Here is a 24,599-nt window from a genome sequence, read left to right on the forward strand (position 1 = left end):
ATCTTTGGCTCCCTTCATTATATAGCTATTTAAAATCTCCTGCTTATTTCAAAGCCATAATTTCTTCCTGCTGTTTCAGTTCCAGCTGAACTTTCATATTCTTCATCAAAAAGATTATTGATCGATAATTTAAATTCTGTATCTCTAAATACCTCTCTGCTTAGGGTTAAATCACTGACAATATAGCTGTCTAAAACTTCTCCATCTTCTCTTTCACCAAGATATTTATTGTCAAGACGCAGATTAAAATTATCACCACTATAATCAAAAGCCAAGTTAAAGCTGTGTTCAGGTCTTAAAGGAAGCTTTTCACCACTTTCTTCATCAACTGCATCTAAATACATGTAGCTGAGATCAAGACTAAGATCAGCCGTTATTGCATAGGCCAAAACAACTTCTCCACCCTGAATAGTTGCTTCACCAATATTTTGTTGTATTCTCACATCATCAACAAGTTCACGGTCAATTAAATCTTCCACTTCTCTTCTAAAGAGATTTAGTTCTGCCCTAGTCCTTCCCTCTATATAGCGCAGTCCTGTTTCATAATTACGTGATCTTTCTGGATCTAAATCAGGATTACCTTCTACAGGAATAGTTCCCATTCTTGTCTCAGGAAGATATAATTCTGCATAATCAGGTGCTCTAAAGGCCTCTCCAGCTGAAGCAAAAAAGCTTAAATTAGGATTTAATAAATAATTTATTCCCACTTTTGGGCTGAACTCTGAACCAAATTCATCATGAATATCATAACGGCCGCTGATATGAATTCTGGTTTTATCATTGAACTGCCAATTATCTTGTACAAATACTGCCCCTTCAACATTGCTTCTTTGATCATATGTGTCACTATCAATAGAGCTTCTAGCAATATTAAAGCCATAACTTAAGTTATGATTATCATAATAATTTCTGCGGTTAAAGTCTAAATAGATTTTGTCAGTCTCATGAATTCTCCTACCGCTTCTTCCAGAATCATCTGTATAGGTATGCTCATGATAGGATAATTTTAAGCTCTGCTCCATAGCTTCCTGATTAAGATCCCAGTTGAAATTTAAATTTAAATCTTCATAATTTCTATCTCTTGGGTCACCTCTATCGGTATCAGTATATCTTAAAGAAGCTCCTATTTGGGAATGATTATCTAGCTTATAATCAAATTTAGTAAATAAAGAACTTTGTTTTGTTTGATCTTCATTAAAGCCATCACTCCGATAATTTTTAGCCATTAAATTGTAGCTTAAATTATCTGAAAAGCCAAAATGATTCAGATTATAGCTTTGAGTATTATATGAAGCAAAGTTTGTTCTTAAATTTGTAAACTCCAGATCTTCTTCACCACTTCTGGTAGTAATACTTATTAAGCCACCAACTGCATTTGCTCCATATTGAGCTGAAGCAGGACCCTTGACTATCTCTATATCTTCAATTAGTTCTGCCGGGATTAGTGATAGATCAAATCTACCTGTTCTTAGATCATTTAAGGGCTGTCCATCAACCAAAACTAAAACCTGATTGGGAGCAGAGCCTCTAATACTGGCATTTTTTTCTGCATCTTCATTTCCATCACCTGTAAAAAGCTTAACACCTGGAACATAAGTTAATATATCAGCTGCAGTTTCTACATTTCTTTTTTCTATATCTTCTCTTGTGATAACTTCTATTGAATTAGAAGATTCTAAAAGTCTTTCTCGATGTCTTAATGCCCTAACAACAATTTCCTCTAGTTCTAGAACTTCTGTATTTTCTTCTGCCATCACTACTGCCGTCAATGAAGTTATGATTAAAAACAAGATTAATAATGTAATTGTATATTTTTTCAATTTATACCTCCCATGTTTTTTAAAAATTATTAGCTGCTCAATTCTATAGGCATGATCAACATCCCCTTAGAACTTTCCACTATCTCAACTTTAACCCCATATGTTGCTTCCATATTTTCTTCTGTAAACACCTCCTCTGCTTTACCGGAAATATATTTTCCTTTTTCAGCTATTAAAAATATATAATCAGAAAATCTAGCTGCTAAATTTAAATCATGGATTGCCATCACTACTGCTGCATTTTCCTCTTTAGCTAGTTCAGTAATAATATTCATTACCTCTAATTGATGATTTAAATCTAAATTTGAAGTTGGTTCATCAAGTAAAAAGATAGAGGGTTTTTGAGCTAGACTTCTGGCAATTGCTACTTTTTGCATTTCTCCACCACTTAAATTACTGACCTCTCTTTCTGCTAATTTTTGAAGATTTAATTTCTCCAGTATTTCTTGAACAATAATTTTATCTTCTTGTCTTACTTTCCAGTTAAAATATGGCTTCCTCCCCAGTAGAATACTCTCATAAACACTAATCGAAAAACTATTTCTTTGGGTTTGTGGAACATAGCCTAACTCTTTAGCCAGTTCTTTCGCTTCTATAGAAAGAGTGTTTTTGCCATCTAGGTAAACAAAGCCTGAATCAGCCTGATATATATTTGATAAACATTTAATCAAGGTTGATTTTCCAATTCCATTGGGACCGACCAGAGAAATAATCTTTCCCTTTTCTATTTCTAAAGATAATTCATCAAAAACCGCGGTGTCTTGATAGCAAAATTTGATTTTATCAGCTTTCATTTTCATGACCAATAACTCCTTCGCTTTTTAATTAACATATAGATAAAAAATGGAGCACCAAAAAATGAGGTGATAATACCTACCGGTAATTCAGCAGGACTAATTATCAATCTGGCAGCTGTATCTGCTCCCAGTAAAAATAGTGCTCCAGCTAAACCTGAGCTGATTGTCAAAAATCTATTATCATTACCAATTATCATTCTACAGATATGGGGAGCAACCAGGCCCACAAAACCAATAATCCCAGTAAAAGCAACTACAGAACTGGTTAAAAATGCTGCTGTTACGGTGCCGATTCTTCTTAACTTTCTAATATCAATTCCCAGGTTTTGGGCCACCTCTTCTCCAGCTGAAAGAGCATTTACATCCCATGATATTTTTAGAAGTAAGATTAGGGATAAAATTAATATTGGGGTTAAGATAAAGATATCTCTCCATTCAGCCTGATAAAAACCTCCCATTAACCAGATTGCAAGTTCACGCAGCTGTTCATGGTCAGTAACATATCTGAGAAAAGATACTCCGGCTGAAAATAAATAACCAAGGGCCACTCCTGCTAAAATAAGCATTGCTGAACTACCTTCTTTTAAAGATACAATTAAATTGATGATTAATATTGTCAGCAGACCAAAAGAAAATGCACCTAATATAATAACCCAGGAACTATAAGCAGTGAAGATAGTTTTAAAAATAACATCTCCTAAGACTATTGCTGCTGCAGCTCCAAAAGCAGAACCAGAGGCAATTCCTAAAGTATATGGGCTGGCAAGTGGGTTTTTTAAAATTGACTGCATAATACTACCTGAAGATCCTAATGCTAAGCCTGTTATAATGGCTAAAGCGATTCTCGGCAATCTTAAATTCATCACAATACCTCTACTAAAACTACTATAATCCTGGCTGCCTATGCCAAATAGCTCACCAAAAAGGACTTTAATTGTATCACCGAAAGTAATACTTGCCACACCTAAAGTAATAGAAAAAATAGTTACTATCACTAAGAGGAATATTAAAAACAATAGAAATATCATTCTTTTTTTAAAAGCTCGATCATAATAATTTTCAGATCCTATCTTCTGCATATATAATTACTGCCCCCTAAGTCTACCGCTTGATAGCTAAAATTAATCATTTGGATAAACTGCAATATCAAATTCCTCTTGCTCAAAAAATCTTTTTAACATTTCTTCTCTAATTAAACCTGGTTCTATATCAGCGAAAATATCAGGATGAAAAAATTTAGCATAATATAATTTGCCTATGATAGAAAATATACCATTTTGTACATCCCAGGATATAATATGGACTCGTTCATCCTGAACTGCATTAGTATCTTTTAAAGCATTTCTATTCATCAGCTCATTTCTAGAATTCTGCATATCGGCTAAAGAATCATCTCTGCTAGCCATCTTTATAATTACATCGGGATTTTCTTCCCAGACAAATTCACTTGAAACTACCGGATAACTCCCTTCTAAATCATGGGCAATATTTATCCCCCCAGCAAAATCTATTAATGGATCTACTGTTGCTTTTGAGGTTCCGGTTCTAAATTTACCCCTCCATTCCCAATAAACTAATGGTCTTTGCTCTCTTTCTACAGCAGCCAATCTATTTTCTATTAACTCCTCATATTCAGACATAAAAGCTTTAAGCTCTTCCGCCTTTTCTGAGTTATCTAATATTAAAGCAAAGTTATCTATTACCTGATTTAATCTATCTGGATCTGAGGTGCTCTCAACAACCACATCAATACCAAAGGATTCAAAAACTTTTCTGTTTCTATCACTTAGCATAGTATCTGCAATAATCAAGTCAGGTTCAAGTTCAAGTACAGCCTCTATTTGAGGCCTATTTGAAGAACTACCTACAACCGGAATGTCTTGGGCAGAACTCAATAAATCGGCATCCATTTCAGTTCTAGCTACGACCTTTTCTTCGCCTCCCAAAATTATCAAGATCTCTATCATGGCTGGACTCATACAGATAATTCTTTCAACTGGAGTATCTATTTCCACTAGCTCTGCTTGATAATCTTCAATTACTATTTTTTCAGCTGCTGCATTGTTAAAAGAAAAGATTAAAATTAAAAGCAAAAATAATGTAAGTACTGAAGTAATTTTTTTAAGCAATTTAATCTACCTCCTCCTCCTAAAGGAATTAAAAAAACCTTATCTTTTCGGTAAGATAAGGGTATAGTTTGAGCATAAAAACCATACTGTTCTTGTGACAGAAGAGACAGTGGAAAATAATTAGGCAGGTCTCCTGACTTCTGATCAAAAAGACTTATCCCTTCCCCATTAATTAGAATTAACAGGTGGTTAAAAAAGTCTTCACAAATAACCTATTATAAGATTATTTAAACAGTTACAGTGGCGGGCCCGTTCAGGTTTTTCACCTGATTCCCTATTCACCTTTAACTAAGAGTTAAAGGCACCTAATTATTATTATATTTAATTTAATTTTATATTAACTGGATTATAATTTAGATTTAAGATGTTTTAGGACTTCATAATTTTTATCAATTGTAGTTTCTATATCTTGTTCTGAAATTGCTCTACTTATAAAATTAGCCTCAAATTGTGAAGGAGGCATATAAATTCCTGAGTTAATCATTTCTTTAAAGTAAGCAGCAAAAAGTTCAAGATCACAGTTCTTTACATCCTGATAATTTTTTACTTCTAACTCACTAAAGAAAAGTGTAAACATTGAGCCAACTCGATGAAATACAGCTGGAAATTGCAGTTTTTCAATATTATTTTTGATTCCTGCCTCTAATTTTGCACCTTTACTTTCCAGCTCAGCGTAAACTTTTTTGTCTTTTAATTCTTTTAAGGTGGCTAAACCAGCCTGCATGGCCATTGGATTACCGGAAAGAGTCCCTGCCTGATAAACCGGACCATCTGGAGCTACATAATCCATAATTTCTTTTTTTCCTGCATAAGCTCCAACGGGCATCCCCCCACCGATGATTTTACCAAAGGCACTTAAATCAGGTTTAATATCATATAATTCCTGAGCTCCACCACGAGCAATTCTAAATCCTGTCATAACTTCATCAAAAATAAGTAGTGAACCATTTTCTCTGGTGATTTCTCTCAAAAAATCCAGATAATCTTTTCCAGGATCGATAACTCCCATATTTCCCGTTATAGGTTCAAGAATAACAGCTGCTATCTGGTCACTAAATTTTTCAAACACTTTTTTTATTGATAAACGATCATTATAGGGAACCACGATAGTTTCCAGAGCAGTATTTTTTGTAACCCCTGGACTACCCTTGATCCCTAGAGTTGCGATTCCTGAACCCGCATCGACTAAAAGGCTATCTCCATGACCATGATAACATCCTTCAAGTTTAATAATCTTATCTCTATTAGTAAAACCTCTTGCAAGTCTGATCGCGCTCATAGTTGCTTCTGTGCCTGAATTTACCATTCGTACTTTATCCACAGCTGGATAAAAATCTGTAATTAGTTCTGCTATTTCAGTCTCTATTTCTGTAGGTGCCCCAAAACTTGTACCTTTCTCAAGTTGTAAAGATAATTTTTCTTTTACCTCAGGTGGATTATAACCGAGAATCATTGGACCCCAGGAATTTACGTAATCAAGATATTTATTACCATCTATATCATAAAGATAAGCCCCTTCTCCTCTTTCTATAAAAATCGGCTCCATGTCTACAGCACTAAAAGCTCGAGCAGGACTATTGACACCACCAGGTATGAACTTTTTCGCTTTTTTGAAAGCGTGCTTGGATTTTTTCATCGTTAATCTTTTTAACATCTTATCACTCCTCCAGCCATTCTACAGCTTTATCTGCCCAATAAGTAATAATTATATCAGCACCTGCTCTTTTAATTGAGCATAACATTTCAAGTGCTACAGCTTTTTCATTTATCCACCCTTTTTCTGCTGCTGCTTTAATAATAGCATATTCTCCGCTAACACTATATGCTGCAATTGGATAATTAAATTTTTGATCGGCTCGACTTATAATATCAAGATAAGAGAGTGCTGGTTTAACCATTATAATATCAGCGCCTTCTTCTATATCAAGTTCCAATTCTCTTAATGCTTCTTCTGCATTAGCAATATCCATCTGATAACTACTTCTATCTCCCTGACCAGGGGCAGAATGAGCGGCATCTCTAAATGGCCCATAAAATGACGAATGGTATTTTGCCGAATAAGCCATTATTGAAACATCACCATGACCGGCTTTATCTAGAGTTTCTCTAATTTTAGCAATTCTACCATCCATCATATCAGAAGGGGCAACCATATCTGCTCCTGCTTCGGCATGAGAAAGTGCAACTTTAGACAATCTCTTTAAAGTTTGATCATTTTCAATCTTCCCTTCAGCTAAAATACCACAGTGGCCATGTTCAGTATATTGACACAGGCAAACATCTGTAATAACAAAAAGTCCGGGTAGCTTTTTCTTTAAAGTTCTAACTGCCCTCTGTACTATACCGTCTTCCTGCCAGGCACTTGATCCTTCGGCATCTTTATATTTAGGAAGCCCAAATAAGATTACAGCTTTAATTCCTATATCAACTAACCTTTGTGCTTCTATCAAAAGTTGGTCTAAAGATAAATGATAATTTTCAGGCATTGAAGAGATCTCTTCGCGAATATTTTCTCCATTAACTACAAAAAGAGGCTTGACAAAATCTGATTTGTTTAGATGAGTTTCTCTGACCAAAGATCTTATATTTTCTGAACTACGTAAACGTCTAGGTCTTCTTTTTAAATTCACATCTATCCCTCCATAATTTAGTTGCTTTTGTGCTTAAGTTGTATTTTAGTTGGACAAAATTAATTGTATAAAACATTTATTAGTCAAAGTAAAGTCTAATTGCCTCCATCAAACCCTCTATAGTATATTTTTCCGCCACTACTGCTGTATTCAAACCATTGTTTTTTGCAGTCTCCGCTGTAACAGGTCCAATACAGGCTGCCGGTATAAATTTTATTTTTTTCAATACTTCATTATAAGTAAACTGATCAAATTTTGATGAATTTAGAAGCTCGTTTATTCCCTCAATAAAATATTCCACAGTAGATGAACTGGTAAAAGTCAATAAATCAAGCTGATCATTAATTATCATATCTATTATTTCTGCTTCAACTGCACATCTCTCTGTCCGATAGGTAATAACATTTTTAACACCAGCTCCCATTTCTCTTAAAGCATTTTCCAGTCTTTTGGGAGCGATATTAGCCCTTGGAAGCAGAAAAGAAGCTTTCTCAAAATCTATTTCTCCTTTTGTTTCTAATTCTTTTAAATATTTTAAAATTCCTTCTGTAGAATAATCAGCTGGTATAAAATCGGCTTTTAAACCATTTTCTTTAAGCTTTTCAGCAGTTTTTGGACCTATAGTCATTATTTTAAGACCAGCAAGAGATCTTAAATCTTTGGCCATTTTCTCTAATTCTGCCATAAAGTATTTAACCCCATTAACCGATGTGAAAATAAGGTGGGTATAGTTTTGCAGCTCAGCTAAAGCTTTTTTAAGATCATCATTATCTTTTGCTGACTTTATTTCTATCACCGGTGCGTTAACTGCAGCTCCAGCTTCTGCTTCTATCATTTTCATAAATGATTCTGACTGAGCAGCTGGACGAGTTATAAGTATCTGACGGCCAAAAAGGCTTTTCTTTTCAAACCAGGCCAGCTTTTCTTTTAAATTAACAACCTCTCCGATTATTATTACCGCAGGTGGTTTGAAAGCTATTTTTTTGACTTTATCAGCAATATTAGAAATAGTGCCTACTAATGTCTGCTGTTTTGATCTTGTACCCCAGCGCACCAGAGCAGCAGGTGTGTCCGGACTTCTACCAGCAGCAAGAACCCTCTCTACAATTTTAGGTAAATTACCAACCCCCATTAAAATTACAAGAGTATCAACAGCAGCAGCTATTTTTTCTATTTCAATTGTGCTTTCCTCTTTATCTGCTGCTTCATGACCTGTTATAACCGCAAAAGATGAAGCAGTATGTCTTTGAGTTAGAGGAATCCCTGCATATAATGGTGCTGCTGTAGAAGAACTAATTCCCGGAATAATTTCAAAATCGATTCCAGCATCCCGTAGTTTCAGTGCTTCTTCACCACCGCGACCATAAATAAATGGATCTCCTCCTTTTAGTCGGCAGACAATATTTCCTGCTTGAGCTTTTTCGATCATTAATTCTTCTGTTTCGGCCTGACTTAAATGATGGTCAGCAGCCTTTTTACCAACATATATTTTTTCTGCATCATTGGAAGCATATTCTAAAAACCGATTATTTGCCAGCCTGTCATAAAGTATAACATCTGACTCTTTAAGTATTCTAACTGCTTTAAGTGTTAATAATGCTGGATCACCAGGGCCAGCACCTGTTAAATAAACCTTTCCTTTTCTTTTAGCTTTAGCACTTTCTTTAGAATTATTATTTAATCGGTCAATAATGTCAGCAGCACCTTCTGCAAGCATTTCTTCTGCGAGCTCTTTAGCACCTTTTTTGACAGAATTTAAATTTAAATTGACTATTATTTTTTGCCTTCTCAATAAATTACTGCCGTCAATTTCTGCCGCTGCAGCAGTTAATATCATTTGACCATCATTGATTAGTGCCTGGGCAGCTATTGGAGCATGACAGCCGGCATTCATTGCTTTTAAAAAAGCATGTTCTGCCCAAACTTCAAGCGAAGTATCTTTTTCTTCAAGTTCTTTTAAAATTGATTTTAAACTTTTATCCTGTTTTCTGATTTCAACAGCTACAGCACCCTGTCTGGCAGCAGGTAGACAAATATCTGGATCAACATATTCAGTTATTTTATCTTCAAGATCAAGCCTCAACAAACCTGCAGCAGCAAGTATTAAACCATCTAAATTTTCTTCCTTCATTTTGCGAAGTCGAGTATCTACATTGCCTCGAATAGAAACTATCTCTAAATCAGGCCTATAAGCCAAGAGCTGAGATTTGCGGCGAAGGCTTCCTGTTCCAAGTTTTGCTCCCCTGGGTAGTTCCGCCAGTTTTTTATCAGCCCCAACCAGTACATCAAGACGATTGCTTCTATCAACTACCGCTGCAACTTCAAGTTCTGAGGGTAATTTGGTTGGTAAATCTTTAAAACTATGAATTGCCAGATCAATTTCTCCTTCTAAAAGGGCATATTCAATTTCTCTGATAAATATACCTTCAACATCAATCTCACTAAATTTTTTATCTCTTTCTCTATCACCAGTAGTTTCAATAGTTTTAACTATAAATTCATAGTTTGGATATTTATTTTGCAGTTTGTTTTTGACAATATTACACTGTTTAAGAGCCAATCTGCTGTTTCTGGTTCCAATAATATATTTTTTCACCAAAATAATCATCCTCATCTAAAATAATTTTTAAATATTTTTATCAAAAACAAAGGCCTCGATAATATCTGCTATCTCATCAATAAGATAATCAGCAGCCTTCTGATAAGTAGTTGATTTTTGATTAATATCAAGCTCAGTTATTTTTTCTTTATTTACTATGTTCTTAACTTTCTTCAAAAATATATCTCCAGCTATTTCTCGAAATATTTTCCGCCTAATTTTCATATCAGAAATCTTTTTAATAATTCCTGGCCTCATTTCTGTCATAACTTCTAAAAGCAGCTGATATTCAATTCCATATTTTTCTTCTAGATCTTTTCTAATTTTTCTAGAAAGAGCTGGTAATATAGAATCTGTAGAAGCAGTCAGAAGAAGTTTACCCCTATAATGAGCTGCTGGAACTGTGAAATCCGAAAGACCTGCATTATCTATAATATTAACCAAAATATCTTCTTTACCTGCTAAATATGCAATATCCTCGTTAGTTTTCCGGTTTCCTGTTGCAGCAAATACCAGAAATTTGTTTTTTAGATCATCCTCATCAAAACTTCTCTGCAACAAATTATAATTTTCTTTATCATTTTTAAAATATTCATCAAAAGCAGGATTAAATTCTCGACTTACAACTGTAATATTAGCTCCTACAAAAAAAAGTCTTTTAAATTTTCTAAACCCAACTCTGCCTCCACCAACAATTAGAATATCTTTATTATTTAAATCTAAATTAATCGGATAATCCATAATTTAATCACCAACTGCAAAAATTTTCTTTACCATTTTAAGCTTATCACGTTCTAAGTTTTCTTCTTCTGAAGCCAGATCTTTCAAACCCACTGTAGGCTGATGCATTATTTTATTTAACAGGCGGTGCCCAAGCTCTTCAATAATCTCTTCTGCTTTAAGTTCAGAATTTTTCAGGAGATGAAGTGCTCTTTCAACCTCAGCTTCTTTGATCTGTTTTGCATCACTTCTCATTTGTTTAATAATAGGAACACAGCGTCTCTCTTTAAGCCAGTTCTCAAACTTATATTTCTCTTCTTTAATGATTTTTTTTGCTTTGACTGATTCACTTTCTCTAAAATCTAAATTCTTTTCAACGACCATTTTTAAGTCATCAATATTATAGAGATGAACTCCCGCTATCTCATCGACATCCTGGTCTATATCTCTGGGCATAGCAATATCAATTAAAAACATTGGACCATGTTTCTTTTCTACCGCTTTAAGCATATCTTTTTTGTGAATAAGAGTATGAGGTGCTGCAGTTGAAGCGATAATTATATCAACTTCTGAAGCTTTATCTTTAAACTGCTCCCACCTTATTACTTCACCTCCATATTTTTCAGCAAGTTTGCTACCCCTACTGTAGCTGCGATTGGCCACAAGTATTCCTTCTACTCCATAGTTCATAAGGCTTTTCAGGGTCAATTCTGCTGTTTCCCCAGCACCGAGAATCATTACCTTTTCTCCATTTAATTCTCCAAATAAATCTCTTGCCAGTTCTACAGCCGCATAGCTGACAGAAACCGCTTTCTCACAAATCTTTGTTTGAGTTCTAATAACTTTACCAACTCTAATAGCTTCCAAACAGAGCTGATTTAAATATGTTGAAGTAAGATTTTCTTCTTTAAATTGTTTGTACTGTTCTTTAATTTGAGCCAGAATCTGAGTCTCGCCTTTTACAAGCGAATCAAGCCCTGCCGCTACCTTAAACAGATGCTCAACTACTTCTAAATCACGGTGTTGATATAAATAGTCATTTAAATCATTTGATTTATATTTAAAATGACCTTTAAGTTTGTCATGTAAAAAATTGAAAATATAAATTTCCATTTTTTCTATTTCCGAGTATTCCTGATTGGAATAAATATATATTTCAAAACGATTACAGGTACTCAAAATAAAAATTTCTTCTATTTGTTTGTCTGCAGCATTAAGCTTGAGTTCATGCTTGATTTCTGATTCTTTTTTAGACAGCTGATCTCTAATACTGATAGGTGCAGTTTTATGATTTATTCCAGAAACTAGTAAAAACAATAAAGCCCCTCCCCTCTAAAAATAAATATTCATTAAAGTGATTATTATTGTGAAATTTTATCTCTTATTTTGTTTCATTATAATTTAAAATATTGCTGCTGTAATTAAAAATACTATTTCGGTTAACTCTATAATAGTGCCACAAAGATCTCCAGTTATACCACCAATTTTTTTCTCTGACCAATTAGCTAAATAATAAACAAGTCCCGTGCTAATTACTGCTGCAGTAAAAAGTGTTTTTAGAAATTGTCCCCCAAAAATCAGAAAGATAAAGCTCAGTATTATAAGACTCAGCAAAAATGAATGAAAAACATCTATTTTTTTAGCGTTATCTTCCACACTTTTGGCCCAAACACTAGCTTCGGCAGCTTTAAAAAAACCAAGGGCTGCTGCTGCATAAAATCTTGCCATCACTCCAATAATCAGCAAAAATTCTAATTTAGATTCGATTAACAATTCTTTAAAAAGTAAATATTTTAATATTAAGACTAAAATCAAAGCTACAACTGCATAAATTCCTGAATTTGAATCATGCATTATTTGAACGGTTTTTTCGCGATCTCTATCTGCAAAATAACCGTCAAAAAAGTCTCCTAAACCATCCAGATGAAGTGCCCCCGTCAAATAAACATATAAACCAAGCAGCAGTAGAGCTGTTATCTCATGTGAAAAAATAACTGCCAAAATGAAATGACTTAAAAAAACTATTGAGGCAATAATTAAACCAGAAAGAGGAAAAAATACTAACTTCATTTCAGCAGGATATTCTACTTTGACAGGGATTCTGCTCATAAAGCTCATTGTGTTTAAGAAATTGTTCCAATTTTTGTTTAAATTACTTCTCAAAGAACTTTAACCTCCTCAACTTCTCCAAGATAACTTTCTATTATCTTTAGACCATCTTTTTTAATTTCTTGAGGAAGTCCAGCTCTGACAGTATAAACTCTTTCTGCACTTGCAGCACACAACCTGGCTGCACGACCAGATATATCTCTAAAATACCTGCCGAGTTTATAGCTGGGTACTATCCCCTGACCAACCTCATTGTGGACAATAATTAAATTAAGTTCTTTTTTTAATGCTAGCTCGATAATGTTTTCAACCTCAGATAGTAGCTGATATTCAATTTCTTGATAATCTGCCTGCTCATTTTCCAGGAGCAAATTACTCAAATAAGTTGTTAAACAATCAAAAAGCACCGTTTTTTTTGATGATATTTCTTTGATTTTAGTGCTGATATTCAGAGGTTCTTCAATTGTCAACCAGCTATCAGGTCTCTGTTCTTTGTGAGCTTTGATTCTGGCCTTCATTTCACCATCAACAGCCTGTCCACTGGCCAGATATATAACATCATCACCACCTAATTTTTCAGCTATTAATTCTGCAAAAGAACTTTTGCCACTTCTTGCTCCACCCAGTATTAAGATTATCCCCATTCTATCCTCTCCCATCAGCTAATCTTTTTATTCGTTTTCTTTACTAACACCAGCTTCTTCAAAAGTTGCCATATCTCTGATAATATTAACTGCTTGATCGAAAAATGGCAGTGCCAGTACTGCGCCTGTTCCCTCACCAAGCCTCATCTGCAGATCTATAAAAGGTTCAAGATTAAGTTCTTCATAAATCTTTATATGACCGGGTTCTGCTGATCTATGAGAAGGAAATAAATATTTTACAACTCCAGGGCATAATTTGTAGGCGGTTAGTGCTGCTGCAGCGGAAATTAATCCATCAATAACTACAGCTTTTTTCATTGCTGCTGCTCCAAGCATAACTCCTGCCATACCAGCAATTTCCAATCCTCCAACCGAAGCTAAAACATCGAGAGCATCTTCTTTATCAGGTTTATTATAATCAATAGCTTTTTGAATTACATCAATCTTATTTTTAACACCTTCTTCATTAAGTCCAGTACCTTTACCAACAATTTTATTTAGCTCTAAACCAGTAAATACAGCCAGAACTGCACTACTTGGAGTTGTATTTGCAATTCCTACCTCTCCTGTAGATATAATATCTGCTCCTTCTTCTACAGCTTTTTTAGCCTGTTCAATACCAACTTCCAGAGCTTTAATTGCCTCTTCTCTTGTCATGGCAGCTCCTTTTGTCATGTTTTCAGTCCCAGCTTTGATTTTGGCTTTAACCAGGAGCTCACTATCAATATCTTCTATCATACCAATATCTACAATTTTCAATTTTGCTCCAGAACCTTCTGCTAGAGCATTTATTGCTGCACCATTTGCTAAAAAATTATGTACCATCTGTGTTGTTACAGATTGAGGATAAGCACTAACCCCTTCTGCAGCTACTCCATGATCACCTGCCATAATAATATGAACCTTGTTTTGCAGCTCAGGAAAAAGCTCACCATAAATCCCTGCCAGTTTTACAGCTATCTCCTCCAGCTTACCGAGACTCCCCTGAGGTTTTGTTAGCTGATCCAGCCTTATTTGAGCTTCACCCATCATCTTTTGATCCAGTTCATTAATTTCATTTAAAGTTTTTTCTAGTATTTTCATTTTGTACCTCCACTTAATTGTTTTTTTATTGCTTTATATTTAATTTTCTTAATTAAATTAGATAAATTAAATTTATAAATAACCCTTTCAACTTAAACTTATATCTAACTCAGCTTTTATCTAAAATATTTTGCAAATGAGCAATTAAAAGATCATTATCTTTTCGACTTTTTACAGCAAGACGAATATAATCGTCCTCCAGTCCAGTAAAACTATTACAATTTCTGATCATAATTTTTGAATCCAATAATTTTTTCTGTAATTCCCGGGAAGTAATTCCCGCCCTGGAAATATCAATAAATATGAAATTAGCAGTTGGTCTGTATACTTCTAAAGTATTAATACTGTTTAATTTTGAATAAAGATAAGATCTTTCTTTTGATATTTTATCAAGACTTGTTTTTAGATACTTTTTAATTTCCTCGCTATCCGAAAAAATTATCTCTGCAGCCAGCTGAGCAAAATAATTAACGGACCAGGGATCTCTCTTTTTTTCTAAATCGCAACTTATATTTTCAGCTGCCAGTGTATATCCCAGCCGCAAACCAGGCAGTGCAAATAATTTAGTTAGAGAACGCATAATAATCAAGTTAGTATATTTATTCAGCAGCCTTAAAGCAGTATAATCTTCAGCAGCAGGAAGAAAATCGATAAAAGCTTCATCAAGTATAAGTAAAATATCTTTATCAGCAGCTGCAGCAAGTATCTTTTTTATCTCATTTAAATCTAGAAGAGCTGCTGTAGGATTATTCGGATTGCAGATAAATAATAGATCAATATCTTCAGACAGCTCTGCAATAAGCTCGTCAGTTTTAATCTTAAAATTATTTTCCTTTTTTAAGTTGAACCGTTTTATTTCTGAACCCATACTTTTTGCGGCAAGTTCGTATTCAGAAAAGGTGGGCTCTATCACCAGAACCTTTTTGGGCTGCAGCACTTTTGCAATCTGATAAATTAGTTCTGAGGCCCCACTGCCAACTGTTACTTTCGCCGAGCTTAGTTGATGGCGATTTGCAATTAATTTTTTAATCCTTTTTGCATTAGCTTCAGGATAATTTTTAATTCCCGAAACATTATTTTTGATTTCTTCTAAGATAATATCTGGAGGTCCTAAAAAATTTATATTTGCACTGAAATCTATTAATTCTTCAGTCTCAAAGCCACTTTCTGCTGCTGCTTTAATTAAGTTTCCTCCATGAAGATGTTCCATTGTCAACCCTCATTTCTATACCACCTGAAATCAACTTAACTTTTTTTAAAAACTTTAGTTCAGGTAATTTTTCTTTTAATTCTAATATTAGTTCTTTCTCTCTGAAATGGCTCGAAACCATAATACCTATTAATGTCCCACTATGGGCAATATTGACACCATATATTTCTTTATTGTCAGCTGTAATCTCTATTAATTTTTCAAGAGCTTTTTTGGGAAGAATATGCTGATGAGCAAGACTACTTATTGTTGCAGCTCTTCCAATAAGCTGACAATCCTGTTCTCTAATTCCTTTTTTTAGAATAGTAAGTGCTTTTTTTACCTTTTTTTCTTTACTTTTATTTAAAACAGCAAGTTTTTCATTTTTATTAAACTTCAGAGAGTCTACTCGACCGGGTTCCTTAAAAAGAATGATATCCATTTCAGGTGCTTTCCCTAAATATTCAGCCTCTTTACCACTGCGGTGGTTGAAAATATAAAGTCCATCAAAAAACACACCATCACTTGGTTCAATACTAACTGCAATTTCTTTTAATAAATTTAAATCTATTTCTCTATTGATTAACATCATTATCGCTGCCAGGGTGGCTGAAATATCGGCTGTAGAAGAAGCCATTCCAGCAGCATTTATTAAATCTGAATTAATATTTATTTTCATTCCTTTTTTTGTCAGGCCAAATTCTTTTAACAAAAGTTCTGCAGCCTGTTGAGTTCGAGGTGCAAATTTATTTATTTTTAGCTGTTTAATTGATTCATCAAGCTTAACATTCACCCTGCTGTAGAGATTAATTGGACAGGAAACTAAAAAATCGCTTCCACTAATACTACCCTGAATAAGTTCTCCACAGCTGCCTGGAACCCTGACTGTCACTTCGCGCACAGGAAATCTCCTTTCTACTTAGAAAATACTAATTTTTATTCTAATACTAATTATCATGCTAAAATTAAAATATTATATTATATTATATTATAAATACCTACTTTAAAAATTGCTGCTGCAGCTAAAAATATCAAGACCGATAAGTAAATCAATTTATTCATTCTCAAAATATCATCGTCCTCAAATTCTTTAATTTTGTCTCCAAGATAGGCTCTGAAACTTTTTTCTCCATGATAATAATTATAGCCACCAAACCTTAAAGAAAGTGCTCCTGCTGCAGCTGCCTCTGGATATCCTGCATTTGGACTGGGATGTTTGGCAGCATCTCTTCTCATAATCCTAAATGAAGCTCTAAAATCGTAGGCAAAAATAAAAGAAGCAGTTATAAAACTAAATCCGGTTATCCTGGCCGGTAAATAGTTTAATAAGTCATCTATCCTGGCAGCAGCTCTACCAAAATTAATATATTTCTCATTTTTGTAACCGAGCATCGAATCAAGAGTGTTAACAGCCTTATAAGTTACTGCAAGTGGAGTTCCACCAAGTAGATAAAAAAACATGGGAGCTAAAATTCCATCAGAAGTATTTTCAGCCAGACTTTCTAAAGCAGCTCTTATCACATCTTCTTTACTTGAACTGCTGCAGTCTCTTCCTACAATCTGATTCACCCTTTTCCTGGCAGCTTCTAAATTATCCTCTTTAAGTGCAGAATAAACCTTTTTACCTGAATCAACAAGTCCTTTTAAAGCTAAACAGGAGCTAAAAAGCAGTAAATTAACAGTATAACCAAAATATTGATTTAAATTTAAGGCACCTCTTATGATCAAAGCAGTTATAATATATGCTGCAGCTATAACAATAAGTACCAGCACCAGTCCCCAAAATTTTTGAGAGCTTGGGCTCTGTTCTTTTTTTCTCAATTTCTTTTCCAAAAAATTTATAAATTTACCTGTAATAACAACAGGATGAGGCAAAAATGCTGGATCTGAAATAATAAGGTCAATCAGCAGGGCAGCGGATAATAAGTAAATAGAGTCCATTTTTAACCCTCCCAATTCTGCTTATATTCAAGTGCACTTTGCAGAATATTTTTCACTATTTTAGGATTTGAAGCAAAATGAAGGTGAAGATAAGAGGCCAGCACATTATCATTTACACTATAACCACCTCTAGAATTCTGATATTGAAAATTTGATTCCAGCTCATTGATAGGACCAGATAATTTTGAATAGTGAAAAACATGGCCTCTGGCTTTTTCACCATTTTTAAACAATATATTATTGCTAATTGATTCAATTTCTCTATAACCCATTTCCTGCAGGCTATCTGTCATTTCAACATCGACGGGGAAAAGTGAACACATAGCATAACTTTTTCCATCAAAATTCTTGATACTGCTGCATAAATACATCAAACCACCACATTCAGCATAAAGCGGCAGACCAGATTTAACTTTTGCAAGGAAATCGTTTTTGAAAGCTGAATTTGCTGAAAGTTCTTCTAAAAAACTTTCGGGAAATCCACCACCAAGGTAAAGAAAATCAACATCTACTAAACTCTTATCATTTATAGGGCTAAAATATATTATTTCCGCTCCGGCATCTTTTAACATATCAAAATTACTTTGATAATAAAAATTAAATGCCTGATCATAAGCAACACCGATTTTTATTTGATTATTTAATACTCTATTTTTAAACTCATCAGAAATAAAGTTAGTATCAATTTTTGCTGAAGTAATCTTTTTGCTTTTTGATTCTTCTAAAGTTAAGTCTTTTGCTGAAGAAGCTAAAACTTTTATCCTTTCAAGATCAATATATTCTTCAATCAGTGAACTTAATTTTTCGCCATAATCAATAACCCCACTACTTTCATCAGCTGGAACTAAACCCAGATGTCTTTCGGGAAGTTCAATCTCAATATTACGGGGTAGATAACCAAGTACTTCAACCCCGACCTTCTCTGACTCAACAGCTTCTTTGAGTAATCTATAGTGGCGTTGACTGCTAATATTGTTGATAATTACCCCTTTTAAATTCAATTCAGAATCATAATTTTTATAGCCGTAAACGATAGCGGCAGCACTCTGGGCCAACTTCCCGGCATCTATAACCAGGATAACAGGAGCCTCAAGTATTTTTGCTATTTCAGCTGAACTGCTCTCAGAGTCAGCTCCTCTGCCATCATATAATCCCATAACACCTTCAATTATAGAAATATCGGCTTCAGCTGAATTTTTTAAAAAAATTTCTTTTACACCTTTTCTGCCTAAAAAATAACTATCGAGGTTATAAGAATTATTTTCACACATCAAAGTATGAAAACCAGGATCTATATAATCCGGTCCTACTTTAAAAGGCTGAACTTTGAGTCCTCTTTTTTTCAATGCCCTCATAATACCCAGGGAAATAGTTGTTTTACCGACTCCACTTCTGCTGCCTGCTATCAGCAGCCTGTTTCTATTCATTGCCTAATTCCTCCTCAAATACTGCGAGTGTAATCCCTGAAAACTTTCTTTTATCCATAATTAATTTTCCTTTACCAGAACTTACTATAGCTGCAGGTGCTGCGGCTGCAGCAACTCCGGTTATTTTTTTTACAAATTCGGATTTTTTAATATTCAAATCTGTTTCTATTTCTTTAATCTTAGTCCTGCTGACTATCTCAATTTCTAATTCATTTTTTTCTGCATAATCGAGGATACCCTTTTCATCCTTTTTAAGATCAATAGTTGCAATTTTTTTAATGCTTTTTTTATGAAGCTTTAATTCTTCCAGTAAATTATCTATAGCTTTAGCTATTCTGGCCTCAGGCATGTTTTTTCTACATCCAATGCCGATAACTATCACCCGGGGTATCAACTGTAGTTCTACTGCTTTTAGATCCAGATTTTTATTAGAGATAACCACATTGAAATCTGCCTCTTTAAAACTGTTATTTAATATATTTTTATCATTTCTGCAGCCCTTTTTTTCCCTCAGCTTAAGCGGGTAAATATTTATCTGCTCATTAGTCTCAATTTTTATCTCATAATCAGTAAAGATATTCAACTTTTCTCCATTTACAAGGGCAGCATTGGCATATTTAAGCCTACTGAATGGTTCAATTTCACAGCCAATTCTTTTGGCAAGCAGATCTACTGCTTCTAAATTTCTGCAGTCAGTAGCAGTTGTAATTACCGGATTAGCTCCCAATCTTTTGGCAATATCCAGAGTCAGCTTATTTGCCCCACCTAAATGGCCAGAAAGTGTACTGATGACATTATTTCCGGTTTCATCAATCGTTATAACTGCAGGATCACTTTTTTTGCTCTGCAGATGAGGAGCTATCATTCTCACAACTATCCCAAGTGCCATTACAAAGATAAGTCCATCATAACTATTAAAAAGCTCAGCTGTTAAATCTTTAAGCGAACTATAATAATGAAAATTATCATTATTATTTCTCATCTTTTCAGGCAGATAAACCTCAAAACTACTCATTTCTTTTTTTAAGCTCACTGCTAAGTTCTTTCCACCTGTAGTTAAGGCAATAATAGCTGTTTTAGCTTCAGCTTTATTGTGCTGTCTCATCAATCAACCTCCTCAATTACTTCTAAGATGATCTATCAGTTTATTAATCTCTTCAAATTTCTCCGGATAAACGACTTCTGGCCGCTCGATAATTATAATTGGCAGCTCCAGTTCAAGAGCTGCTTCAATTTTTGTTTTCAAGCCACCCCTGTTTCCACTTGCTTTAGTGACAACCACATCTGCCCTGTATTCTTTAAAAATAGCCCGATTAAATTCTCTGCTGAAAGGACCCTGTAAAGCAGCAATATTGGCAGGAGTTAATCCTAAGTTTATTAATTTAGCAAGAAATTTCTCAGCCGGCAGGATTCTAAAAAAAAGCCTTTCTTTATAATTTTCAATATTTTCTACAAAAATATTTGCCGTTTTAGAACCTGTGCTTAGAAAAATTCGCTGAAATTTATTGGCTTTCTCAGCTGCTTCCAGATAATCTTTTGCTTTTATCAATCTATTAGCTGGATATATACTCAAATCAAGGCTTTGCCTCTCATAACGCAAATATTCTCTACCACTTTTTTCTGCAGCTGAGATTGCATTTCTGGACAGTCTTTCAGCAAAAGGATGACTGGCATCTATTATATATTGAATATCATGTTCATTTATAAAATGCACCATTTCATCTTCTTTTAGTTTTTTTCTGATAGCCTTTACTGCATATTTTTCTTCCAGGAGTTTTTTCCCGTAATCAGTAGCTGTGGTCGCAATTATATCAATATCTATATTTTCTTTTAATTTCTCAATCAAACAATAGCTGTCAGAAGTACCAGCAAGTATCCAGATCATATTTTATAACCTCTTGGTGTAATTATTTTATCATCCGAAATATAAGTATTTGAGTTCCCAATTATAACTGTTGTCAGCATATCAACTTTTTCTAAAGGCATCTCGACAAGAGTAGTAATCATTATCTCTTCTCCATCTCTTCCTACACTGCGGACAATTCCGACAGGTGTATCTGGACTCCGATGTTTAAGAAAGATTTTCTTCGCTTCTTTAAGCTGCGTTTTTCTTTTGCTGCTGCGAGGATTATAAAGGGTTGTAATAAAATCAGCTTCTGCAGCAGCTTTTAACCTTTTTTTAATCTGTTCCCAGGGAGTTAAGATATCGCTTAAACTGATCACCGCATAATCATGCATCAGTGGAGCTCCAAGAACAGCAGCCGCAGCATTTGCAGCAGTTATGCCTGCGATAACTTCAACTGTGATTGAAATATCATTTTTTTCAATCAATTCAAAAGCTGGCCCTGCCATTCCATATACTCCCGCATCACCACTGCTTATAAGTGCTACTTTTTTACCCTCAGCAGCTAACTCAACCGCTTTTTCTACTCTTTCTACTTCTTTTCTCATTCCACTGGAATAAAGCTGTTGGTCTTCTCCTATTAATTCTTTTATGCATTCGATATATTTTTTATAGCCAACAATAACATCTACCTCATTTAAAACTTGATAAGCTCTACGGCTAATATCGGATAAATTACCAGGACCAATACCAATTATATATAAGTCTTTATTTAACTGCATTTAATCATCCTCTCTGTAAACAACATTTTAGAGAATACTATTCTACCAGTAATGAATTCACCTTTTCTGCATATTTAGCTTGAACTCCCTCGTATTCTCCCAGCCCTTTAAGCTGTATTTCTACCTCATAACCTTCATTCTCTAATATATTTTTCCAGCTATCTTCATCTTCGCCGGCCATATCATTTTGAGCATGGTCTCCTGCTACCAGCATGAGAGGAGCAAGTTTTATTTTTTTGTAATTCTTTTTCTTAAGCTGTTCAATCACTACCTTTATTTCTGGATAGCCTTCTACAGCTCCGACATAGTAGTTTTCCATACCTCTTTCCTTTAAAACATAATCTAAAGCAGCATAATCTGAGTTAGCCGCATGGGAACTTCCATGTCCCATTAATACAACAGCCTGATCTTGCTGATCATTTTTTACTTCAGCTTTTAATATTTCTACTACATCAAAATAATCGCCAGTTTTAGATAAAAGTGCATTTCCCCATTTCAACTTTCTAAAATTGTTTTTAAAAGTTTTTAGAGTCCGAACAAGGTCATGAAACTCACTACCATTAATAATATGAAGTGGTTGAACAACTACCTCCTGATAGCCTTCTTCGTATAATTTTTTTAGAGCCAGCTCAGGACTATCAACAATTATCCCGTCCCGCTTTTTTAACTTTCTGATAATCATTTTAGAAGTAAAAGCCCTTTTTAGATCATATTCTGGAAATTGTTCTGCTATTCTTTCTTCACATGCCTTAATAGTCTTCTTTCTGGTTTCATGATAACTTGTCCCAAAACTAACTACCAGAACAGCTTTTTTTTCAGCTTCTGCAGTTCTATACTCATGGGCATAGTTTTTATCATATAGTTTTGATTTCGCATATTCCGGATCCAGGAAATCTCCAACCATAATTAAAGCAGTTTTTTTAATACCCGCTGACTTAACCTTATGGGCAATATCTGCTAAAGTTCCCCTAATAATCAATTCATCAGGCCAGGAAGCTTTAGCAACAACCACAGCAGGAGTATTTGGAGTATATCCTTCTAAAAGTTCAGCAACTACATCTTCTATCATCTGCACACTCAAGAAAACAGCCATCGATGCCTGATGTTCAGCAAGTCGAGAGAGCTTTTCTTTTTCGGGTACAGGAGTCCTTCCAGCCTGTCTGCTGAGAATAACCGTCTGAGATACTTCAGGAAGAGTAAACTCTGCAGATAACGCTGCTGCAGCAGCAAGAAAAGAACTTACCCCTGGAATTACCTGATAATCAATATTATTTTTTTCTAATAAATCTATCTGTTCTTTAATCGCTCCATAAATGGAAGGGTCACCGGTATGTATTCTGGCTACATTTTTATTTTCAGCAGCCGCTTTTTTTATTATCGAAATCACTTCTTCGAGACTTAAGGAAGCACTATTATAAATATCTGCTTCAGAATTATAATTTAATAGTTCGGGATTAACAAGAGAACCAGCATAAATTATAACTTGAGAATTTTCAACTGCCTTTTTACCCTTAATTGTTAATAGTTCCGGGTCACCTGCTCCTGCCCCAATTAGATATACTTTCATCTATATCCCCTTTCTCTTGACAATCATTAAAGTTAAATAGTCAATTTCTTGATTTTTAAGTACTTCAATATTTTCTGTGTAAGATTCTTCTTTAAGACCACATCTGCTGCCGATAAGCACCCTGTCTTTTAGATTGAGCTTCTCCAGCACTGGATAAACCTTAGCAAAATTTCTGCTCAATTTTAAGATAACTACTGTATCAAAAATTGAAAATATTTTTTCGAGCTGTGCCTCATTCTCTAAACTTGAAATAATAGCTATGTTTTCTCTACCTTCAGCAAGTGGTAGGTTTTGGGCAGCTGTACAGGCTGTTATAGAGCTAATACCTGGAATCGTAGTTATTTCTACTTTTGGATTCCATTTCTTAATTTTTTTCATTATATAAGTATAAGTGCTGTATAAAAATGGATCTCCAAGGGTTATAAAAGCTACTTTATTATTTGCAGTTAATTTTTCATTGATTTTTTTTGCTGCTTTTAGACGCGAATCTTTTAATTTATTGAGATCTTTTGCCATTTCGAAATTTAATTTTATGACTTTATTTTCTTTTTGCAGCAGAGAATCCTCAAATAAAGTATCAATAATCTTTAAAGCATTGCTGCTACTGCTTTTAGCAGAAACTGGTGTGAATATATAATCAACTTTTTTTAAAGTTTCTACAGCTTTCAGGGTTAATAATTTTGGGTCACCAGCTCCAACGCCAATTCCATATAGTTTTGCCGGCATTATTTTTCCTCCTTTTGAGCACTTATTATATAAACTGGGTTTAGGGCTTTAAACATATGATAATCCCTTATTTTTTTGGTTTTGGTTACAGAAATATTGGTAATATCGATTAGATAATTTAGCTGCTCAAATTGAGATACAGCAGTGCTCAATGTATTTACAGTTATAGCTGTTAAAATAATTTTCCCATCTTCTTTTAAATTTTTATCTGAACGAGATATTATTTCTTTTAAAAAGCCTCCACTTCCACCGATAAAGATTCTATCAGCAGATGGTAATTCTTCCAGTCCATCAGGAGCTTCTTTTTCTATTATTTTAACATTACTTAGCTTAAATTTATTACAGTTCTTTTTTATCAAATCAACTGCTTCTTCTTTTTTTTCAACCGCATAAATTATACCAGCTGTTGATTTAAGGGCTGCTTCAACTGTTATGCTGCCACTACCAGCACCAATATCATAAACAATATGGTTTTTCTTCAATCGCATTTTTGATATTACAACAGCCCTGATTTCTTCTTTAGTCATCGGCACTTCCCCTCGAATAAACTGCTTATCAGGTATGCCGGCAGTCCTGTACTTCCACTCACTCAT

Annotated in this window: 22 protein-coding genes and 1 riboswitch; all 22 genes read right to left on the bottom strand. The window is 34.4% G+C overall.

Translation table 11 applies throughout. From position 1 onward, the window contains the following. Positions 1-29: 29 nt before the first annotated feature. Positions 30-1,820, bottom strand: a complete 1,791-nt coding sequence (locus LJ207_RS09005; RefSeq protein WP_229346165.1) for a TonB-dependent receptor plug domain-containing protein — start codon at positions 1,818-1,820, stop codon at positions 30-32. A gap of 29 nt (positions 1,821-1,849) precedes the next feature. Continuing rightward, positions 1,850-2,620 carry an ABC transporter ATP-binding protein gene (locus LJ207_RS09010; protein ID WP_229346166.1) on the bottom strand — a complete coding sequence of 257 codons (771 nt, stop codon included), beginning with the start codon at positions 2,618-2,620 and terminating at the stop codon, positions 1,850-1,852. Continuing rightward, the gene (locus tag LJ207_RS09015; RefSeq protein ID WP_229346167.1) at positions 2,617-3,696 is read right to left on the bottom strand and encodes a FecCD family ABC transporter permease; all 1,080 of its coding nucleotides are present in this window, start codon (positions 3,694-3,696) and stop codon (positions 2,617-2,619) included. The genes LJ207_RS09010 and LJ207_RS09015 overlap by 4 nt, the downstream gene beginning before the upstream one ends. Before the next feature lie 42 nt (positions 3,697-3,738). Continuing rightward, on the bottom strand, positions 3,739-4,746 hold the full coding sequence (locus tag LJ207_RS09020) for an ABC transporter substrate-binding protein (RefSeq protein WP_229346168.1): 1,008 nt from the start codon (positions 4,744-4,746) through the stop codon (positions 3,739-3,741). A gap of 106 nt (positions 4,747-4,852) precedes the next feature. Next, a riboswitch (cobalamin riboswitch) is annotated at positions 4,853-5,070 on the bottom strand. A 22-nt stretch (positions 5,071-5,092) separates the two neighbouring features. Next, on the bottom strand, positions 5,093-6,400 hold the full coding sequence (hemL, locus tag LJ207_RS09025; protein ID WP_229346169.1) for a glutamate-1-semialdehyde 2,1-aminomutase: 1,308 nt from the start codon (positions 6,398-6,400) through the stop codon (positions 5,093-5,095). 4 nt (positions 6,401-6,404) lie between these two features. Then, positions 6,405-7,376, bottom strand: coding sequence for a porphobilinogen synthase (hemB, locus tag LJ207_RS09030; protein ID WP_229346170.1), 972 nt, complete (start codon positions 7,374-7,376; stop codon positions 6,405-6,407). 79 nt (positions 7,377-7,455) lie between these two features. Next, a complete protein-coding gene (gene hemC / locus LJ207_RS09035; RefSeq protein WP_229346171.1) occupies positions 7,456-9,972 on the bottom strand; it encodes a hydroxymethylbilane synthase in 2,517 nt (838 codons plus the stop codon). 30 nt (positions 9,973-10,002) lie between these two features. Then, positions 10,003-10,716 (bottom strand): precorrin-2 dehydrogenase/sirohydrochlorin ferrochelatase family protein, encoded by a 714-nt coding sequence (locus LJ207_RS09040; protein ID WP_229346172.1) that lies wholly within the window; start codon positions 10,714-10,716, stop codon positions 10,003-10,005. Between the two features lie 3 nt (positions 10,717-10,719). After that, positions 10,720-12,012 carry a glutamyl-tRNA reductase gene (hemA, locus tag LJ207_RS09045; protein WP_229346173.1) on the bottom strand — a complete coding sequence of 431 codons (1,293 nt, stop codon included), beginning with the start codon at positions 12,010-12,012 and terminating at the stop codon, positions 10,720-10,722. An 84-nt stretch (positions 12,013-12,096) separates the two neighbouring features. Further along, the gene (gene cobS / locus LJ207_RS09050) at positions 12,097-12,858 is read right to left on the bottom strand and encodes an adenosylcobinamide-GDP ribazoletransferase (RefSeq protein WP_229346174.1); all 762 of its coding nucleotides are present in this window, start codon (positions 12,856-12,858) and stop codon (positions 12,097-12,099) included. Then, a complete protein-coding gene (gene cobU, locus LJ207_RS09055) occupies positions 12,855-13,448 on the bottom strand; it encodes a bifunctional adenosylcobinamide kinase/adenosylcobinamide-phosphate guanylyltransferase (RefSeq protein ID WP_229346175.1) in 594 nt (197 codons plus the stop codon). Before cobU ends, cobS begins: the two co-directional genes overlap by 4 nt. 27 nt (positions 13,449-13,475) lie before the next feature. Beyond that, the gene (cobT, locus tag LJ207_RS09060; RefSeq protein ID WP_229346176.1) at positions 13,476-14,531 is read right to left on the bottom strand and encodes a nicotinate-nucleotide--dimethylbenzimidazole phosphoribosyltransferase; all 1,056 of its coding nucleotides are present in this window, start codon (positions 14,529-14,531) and stop codon (positions 13,476-13,478) included. Between the two features lie 109 nt (positions 14,532-14,640). Then, complete coding sequence (cobD, locus tag LJ207_RS09065) at positions 14,641-15,741, bottom strand: threonine-phosphate decarboxylase CobD (RefSeq protein ID WP_229346177.1); 1,101 nt, start codon at positions 15,739-15,741, stop codon at positions 14,641-14,643. After that, on the bottom strand, positions 15,710-16,621 hold the full coding sequence (locus tag LJ207_RS12515) for a GHMP family kinase ATP-binding protein (RefSeq protein WP_229346178.1): 912 nt from the start codon (positions 16,619-16,621) through the stop codon (positions 15,710-15,712). The genes cobD and LJ207_RS12515 overlap by 32 nt, the downstream gene beginning before the upstream one ends. Positions 16,622-16,698: 77 nt before the next feature. Further along, positions 16,699-17,661 (bottom strand): adenosylcobinamide-phosphate synthase CbiB, encoded by a 963-nt coding sequence (cbiB, locus tag LJ207_RS09075; RefSeq protein ID WP_229346179.1) that lies wholly within the window; start codon positions 17,659-17,661, stop codon positions 16,699-16,701. A gap of 2 nt (positions 17,662-17,663) precedes the next feature. Next, complete coding sequence (locus LJ207_RS09080) at positions 17,664-19,088, bottom strand: cobyrinic acid a,c-diamide synthase CobB (RefSeq protein WP_229346180.1); 1,425 nt, start codon at positions 19,086-19,088, stop codon at positions 17,664-17,666. Then, on the bottom strand, positions 19,081-20,193 hold the full coding sequence (locus LJ207_RS09085; RefSeq protein ID WP_229346181.1) for a cobalt-precorrin 5A hydrolase: 1,113 nt from the start codon (positions 20,191-20,193) through the stop codon (positions 19,081-19,083). The genes LJ207_RS09080 and LJ207_RS09085 overlap by 8 nt, the downstream gene beginning before the upstream one ends. Before the next feature lie 12 nt (positions 20,194-20,205). Beyond that, positions 20,206-20,973 (bottom strand): precorrin-6A reductase, encoded by a 768-nt coding sequence (cobK, locus tag LJ207_RS09090; RefSeq protein ID WP_229346182.1) that lies wholly within the window; start codon positions 20,971-20,973, stop codon positions 20,206-20,208. Then, positions 20,970-21,713 carry a precorrin-3B C(17)-methyltransferase gene (gene cobJ / locus LJ207_RS09095; protein WP_229346183.1) on the bottom strand — a complete coding sequence of 248 codons (744 nt, stop codon included), beginning with the start codon at positions 21,711-21,713 and terminating at the stop codon, positions 20,970-20,972. The genes cobK and cobJ overlap by 4 nt, the downstream gene beginning before the upstream one ends. A gap of 37 nt (positions 21,714-21,750) precedes the next feature. Beyond that, the gene (gene cobM, locus LJ207_RS09100) at positions 21,751-23,280 is read right to left on the bottom strand and encodes a precorrin-4 C(11)-methyltransferase (protein WP_229346184.1); all 1,530 of its coding nucleotides are present in this window, start codon (positions 23,278-23,280) and stop codon (positions 21,751-21,753) included. Then, entirely contained in the window at positions 23,281-24,006 is a 726-nt protein-coding gene (cobI, locus tag LJ207_RS09105; RefSeq protein ID WP_229346185.1) for a precorrin-2 C(20)-methyltransferase, read from the bottom strand. After that, entirely contained in the window at positions 24,006-24,599 is a 594-nt protein-coding gene (cbiT, locus tag LJ207_RS09110) for a precorrin-6Y C5,15-methyltransferase (decarboxylating) subunit CbiT (RefSeq protein ID WP_229346186.1), read from the bottom strand. The genes cobI and cbiT overlap by 1 nt, the downstream gene beginning before the upstream one ends.

Origin of the sequence: Halanaerobium polyolivorans (assembly GCF_020711195.1) — a bacterium.
In the GTDB taxonomy this organism is placed as follows: domain Bacteria; phylum Bacillota; class Halanaerobiia; order Halanaerobiales; family Halanaerobiaceae; genus Halanaerobium; species Halanaerobium polyolivorans.